This is a genomic window from Syntrophales bacterium (genome assembly GCA_030655775.1).
Taxonomy (GTDB): Bacteria; Desulfobacterota; Syntrophia; order Syntrophales; family JADFWA01; genus JAUSPI01.
Map to the genome: position 1 here is coordinate 1 of JAUSPI010000026.1, position 4,796 is coordinate 4,796.

Here is a 4,796-nt window from a genome sequence, read left to right on the forward strand (position 1 = left end):
GCCGTATTGTGGCCAGCTTTCATTTTTCGAAGGGTCACCCGTAACAAGTCGGTTGTTGTCGTCAATCTTGATCCAGTCGACGGCCCATCGCTCAGGTGCTATCCAATGCCCATTCAAGGGCATGATCGTCGTGCGATGATAACCGTTACCGCCCACGGCGATTGCGACCCACCGATCGCCTTTAAGCGGAGGGCCAATCACGGGAACCGGCCCGGACTTGACATAGGTCCGTGCAACTTTCTCAACCATTTTGGGCAGGACAGGTCCATATGGTTTTTTTGTTGTCACCGTGATGATATGATCGAGAACGAGGGGAATTTTGTCATGTTCCGTGAAAGACAGGTTAACCCTGATGTAACCGGATTGAGCAGGGCCAAGCACAGCCGTTGGTTTGTTAACCCCGGGAAGATGCAGGTTAGTTCCGATATCATTTCGGGAAAGCAGGGCGATTCGCGCATGGGAACGCTGAGGATCAAGGATTTCCAGGCTTTCAATGGTCATCGCGACGCGTGATGCATTCATGACCATAAGCTCATAATTCAAGCAGATCGACCCGGTGCTTAAAGTTGCCGGCCTGGGAGCAGCGATGACGGATGCCAGAACAGGAGTGACCTCGGTAGCTTCGGTAACCGGATGAAATGCAACCGGGGTTGCGCTTGACGAGTCCGGCTTTGTAATACAGCCGGCCATACTTACCACAATTAGAGTCAAACTAAAAAGCACTGGCCAACTTTCTGGCAGTCTCATTACGCAACTCCTTTCCTGGTAAAAATGCCCAACGGCATGAGTCACGGTTTTTCCCGCGCCAGCGACAAACACCGTGCCTTTGATAAGTTGCCCCTGTTTCCCTTAAACAAAACCAATCACCATGAGGACGACGGATGCAAAGCTGAGTGTTGCGCGCAATATATTTGCGATTTGCAGTTTCCGGCGCTCCTCCTTTAGGCGGGACACATCGCTGCTTTCCATGGCATCGACTCTCGCGTAGATCGGGAGAGCGGTGGCCTTTGAGACAATCGAGGCGATCACCCACAGGACAAGCCCCGCCGTGAACCACCGGTTACCGAAACCGTAGTAGATAAAATAAGGCACCATGCCGACAAACGTAATGCTGGATACACCGATGGCATAAGGTGACCGCATTGCGCGCGTGTGCAACATGGTCAGGAAACGTTTGAACGTGGCTTCGTCCAAATCATTCATAACCCCCTGGATCACCCCTGCCAGAAATATAACAAACCCGGCAGAGAGGGCCGCAGGGACCAGAAGCAGGATTTCAACGAAAGTTTGCGTCATGATGTTGTTCACCGTGTTTTCTCCTGAATTATAATTTCGGGGCGGGCATGGGGTCTGCCCTTAGTTTAGTAAACAAGAAAATGGCAATCGATTCCGTTGCCGTGTCTTTGCTCGTCTTCTCAACCCGCATACGCAATCCGCCGAATGCAATTCCTTATTCTTTAATCTAAGGGGTGACCCTGTGCTTCAGGACCGGAGGCCGATTCCAGCCGGGACCCTCCTCGTCAGGGAGGCGCTGGATCTCGAACTGAACGATTCCCTTGTCGATGCATCCCACGATGTTTTTATTCCCCACTGGCCCTTTGCGTACCTTCATGTAGGTCTCATAGATGTCGTTCAGCGAGTGCATGCAGAACTGCTTCGGCGTTGCAGTAGTTGGGTCGAAGCACTGCTGCCGGATGAAGAATGTATCGCCCGACTTGTAAAAAGGGCAGTATTCGCGGATTTCTTTCACCGTTATGCGAATAACTAAATACATATTTGGCCTCCTCTTGATGCCTTTATCTTGCTTGCTGCCATCCTGGCCGAACAGAACATTTGAACCCATTGCAGTCGCTGCAACGCCAGTCGCTGCCATACCCAGAAAATTTCTCCGACTCATGTTTGTCGTCATGTTCTCCCTTCACAAACCTATTTTACCTCCGAACCGTCATGAGTCACGGTTTTATTCGCGCCGGCGTCAAATACCGTGCATTTCATTTGTTTGTAACACTTCAACACTTGTTGATATGAAGAAGGATCTCAACGCGCATACGCAATCGGCCGAATGCAATTCCTTATTCTTTTCTCTAAGGGCTGCGCTTCCTCAAGCTTTTCCCTTCCTAATAACATTCTAACATTCTGCAGAATGTTAGAATGTTATTTTATGACTTTTAAAAAGTGAAGATACGGCTCTGATTTCTACCAGCCTCAATCACCCGCGTCACGTCCAGCGACTGAACGAGATTTTCCAATTCAAGATCCGGCTGAGACCGCGGCTGATACACGCTGCCCTTAATCTCGGCAAGTTCAATCCGAACTATTTTCATTCTCCCGTCCTTTCAGATTGCCCTTGAGTCCTGGTTAAGTACTAAATACAGGGCTGACCCAATCCTCCTAACCAATGCAACCGTAAAGTGCTAAAGCCAGGTTTGACCCCAGTTCTGCGGTGCCTCAGCTATAATAGCCAATCTCATCAAATACCCTATACCTCAGCCACTCATTCTCTTGATCTTTTTTGTCATCATAACATTTATAACTATCAAGGGCGTCCATATTGTTTCGAAATACAGCTCCGCTCTTGTCGTATTAATGATCGTATCATTCATTATACTCTTGATAATGTCAGGGAAGCATGTTGTACCGGAACGCCTGACATATGCCGACTGGAAGTTTGCACCTCTGACAATACCAATCATTATTGCAGCCTTTTATTTTCACAATATAATTCCACAGGCCTCGGGGGCACTTAATTGGAAGATGCGTCCGATCACGATGGTAATTGTCATCGGCATGGTAATAAGCGTTGTAATGAACATTGCCTGGATTCGCGCAGGAATTGGCGTCCTCCCCCTCACCGGCGGCGAAAATAGTATACTTTACGCCTATCAGAATAATCTTCCAGCAACGGTACCTATGGCAAAAGAGATTCAATCTACATTTTTTGTGACAAACGCACTCATATTCGCCCTCATGGCCATTTCAACCTCATACTTAGGTTTTGGAACGGCTCTCCTCGGGTTCATAACTGACCTGACAAAGAACCATTTCAAAAAAGAGAACCGTCTCTTTGAGATCCTTTTAGCATTTGCACCGCCGCTTGCAGTTTCTATCATCTATCCTGACATTTTTCTGACTGTTCTTAATTTGGTTGGCGGTTTTGGTATCGCACTCTTGTTTGGAATATTGCCCTCTATAATAATTATTAAGAAATCTCGCTCTCTCATCAAAAAAATATTTGGTATCATTTTGCTCTTAATTTTCTTCTCGTTTATGTTCTTTGAACTCGGGCAGGAGTTCGGGTTTTTAAAACTTAACCCGAAGGCCGAATATTGGACAAGTTTCGAAAATATGCGCTAACAGACCAATTTCGACCCATACCGTCCCCATTGCCTAATTATCCCTCTTCTTAGTGAATTCAAGAAGAAATGGGGACGCGTCTCAAGTGGCTTGCCCCTAATCCTTTCCTTTCCTTTCATTCGCTCCCTCCTGTGATAAGGTTAGCGAATTCTCCATCCCCGTAAAAGTTTATTCAGAGTTTTTCAACAGCCACTATAGATGTGACCCTGATTCCCTGTATTTATTCGAAAGCGGTCGCTATCCCTATTTTTCTATTCCTTGATACATAGCAAACCAATCTACAGACATTCTTGTATTCCATGTACGAATGCCTATCCAAAGATTGGGATCCAGTTCTAGCTGTTTGGAATCCCATGCCTCGAGAATGATCTTATCGTTTAACCAATAACGAATATGGCCATCTATTAATTCGATTAGCACTCTATATGTTTTTCCTGAAACCAGTGGGGAATATTCTGTTTTGGCAATTGCTTTTCCGAGCCTATAAAAAGTTGTACAATTATTGTAATATGATCCAGTGGTTAGAGCATATCCCCTCCCGAAAAAGTTGTCAAAATTTTCAGAATTGATGAGTATTGTAATATCGCCAATACTGCCATCAGGATTTGCATAATTGGTCACTTCCAACTCAATGCGTAATGGTCCCCTCCTGCTTTGCGCGAGTAATATAGAACGATTCTTTTCTCCACTTACAGCCCACAATTTACCATTCTTGATTTGCCATTTACCATTCACAATTTGGAAGTTTTGAATTGTCTCCTCTGAAGTAAAATCATATCTGACGCATGGTTGACTTTGGAAGGTTTGTTTTCTATATCCAACACGCCTGCTACCCAATAGGTGCTTATCTTTTTCAGCAAAATGATTTGAGCTGGTAGTGCATCCTGAAATCAATGGTAAAATAATCATGGGCATATAAAGCAAATGTAAGCAAATATGTTGCATAAGTTACTCCTTTTTAACGCCGAACGAGACTGTCGAAAAACTCAAACACCCCTTCACGAATGGTTCTTTTTTGTTATTTTTGACAGCCTATTTGAGCAAAATACAGGCATCTATGACATGCCCTTTTACTTTTTCGACAGTCTCAACGGCACGCCTCACCGGATGCGACGCCTACCGCGGGCGCGGAGCGTACGATGGAGGCGGTTGGTTCGGGGAATCATCTTCTCGTTGACGATTTAACTATGTTCCCCTTGTTGTCCATGACGCCGATCGTTGTGCCTTTTGTAGTATCAAGTGCCTTCGCAACTGCTTCTTTGTTTGTGCCCGCAATGTAAACTGAGCCTTTATGACCTTGGAGTTGAGTGGGAGCTTCACCAACAGTCTTCTCGGTTTCAACCTCTACAGTCCCAACGAAGGGTGAATTGATGTCTACCCCTTCTTGAGCGTTGTACTCGCCACTATACCTCTGGACGATGCGATTAACTGTTGCCTTGTGT

6 protein-coding genes and 1 pseudogene are annotated in these 4,796 nt (G+C 46.0%); 2 read left to right on the forward strand and 5 right to left on the reverse strand.

Annotated features, from left to right (window positions below; genetic code table 11):
- Together Q7J27_01300 and Q7J27_01305 are read right to left on the reverse strand one after the other, a co-directional pair.
- The coding region (locus Q7J27_01300) for a hypothetical protein (protein ID MDO9527775.1) at positions 1-747 on the reverse strand (747 nt) is incomplete at its 3' end.
- A gap of 102 nt (positions 748-849) precedes the next feature.
- Entirely contained in the window at positions 850-1,308 is a 459-nt protein-coding gene (locus tag Q7J27_01305; protein ID MDO9527776.1) for a hypothetical protein, read from the reverse strand.
- A 169-nt stretch (positions 1,309-1,477) separates the two neighbouring features.
- On the opposite strand from Q7J27_01305, the gene Q7J27_01310 reads away from it, so the two are divergent.
- Positions 1,478-1,768 carry a hypothetical protein gene (locus tag Q7J27_01310; protein ID MDO9527777.1) on the forward strand — a complete coding sequence of 97 codons (291 nt, stop codon included), beginning with the start codon at positions 1,478-1,480 and terminating at the stop codon, positions 1,766-1,768.
- 400 nt (positions 1,769-2,168) lie between these two features.
- On the opposite strand, the gene Q7J27_01315 is transcribed toward Q7J27_01310, so the two are convergent.
- Positions 2,169-2,324, reverse strand: coding sequence for a hypothetical protein (locus Q7J27_01315; protein ID MDO9527778.1), 156 nt, complete (start codon positions 2,322-2,324; stop codon positions 2,169-2,171).
- Between the two features lie 124 nt (positions 2,325-2,448).
- Here Q7J27_01315 and Q7J27_01320 point away from each other — a divergent pair.
- A pseudogene (locus Q7J27_01320) lies at positions 2,449-3,354 on the forward strand (aromatic amino acid transport family protein).
- Positions 3,355-3,597: 243 nt separating this feature from the next.
- Here Q7J27_01320 and Q7J27_01325 read toward each other — a convergent pair.
- Both Q7J27_01325 and Q7J27_01330 read right to left on the reverse strand, forming a co-directional pair.
- Positions 3,598-4,263 (reverse strand): hypothetical protein, encoded by a 666-nt coding sequence (locus tag Q7J27_01325; protein MDO9527779.1) that lies wholly within the window; start codon positions 4,261-4,263, stop codon positions 3,598-3,600.
- A 253-nt stretch (positions 4,264-4,516) separates the two neighbouring features.
- Positions 4,517-4,796: hypothetical protein (locus tag Q7J27_01330; GenBank protein MDO9527780.1), on the reverse strand; the 280-nt coding region annotated here is incomplete at its 5' end.

Excerpts from the sequence above, each read along its gene's own strand:
- Q7J27_01315 (MDO9527778.1), bottom strand. The coding sequence starts at position 2,324 with ATGAAAATAGTTCGGATTGAACTTGCCGAGATTAAGGGCAGCGTGTAT.
- Q7J27_01325 (MDO9527779.1), bottom strand. The coding sequence starts at position 4,263 with ATGATTATTTTACCATTGATTTCAGGATGCACTACCAGCTCAAATCAT.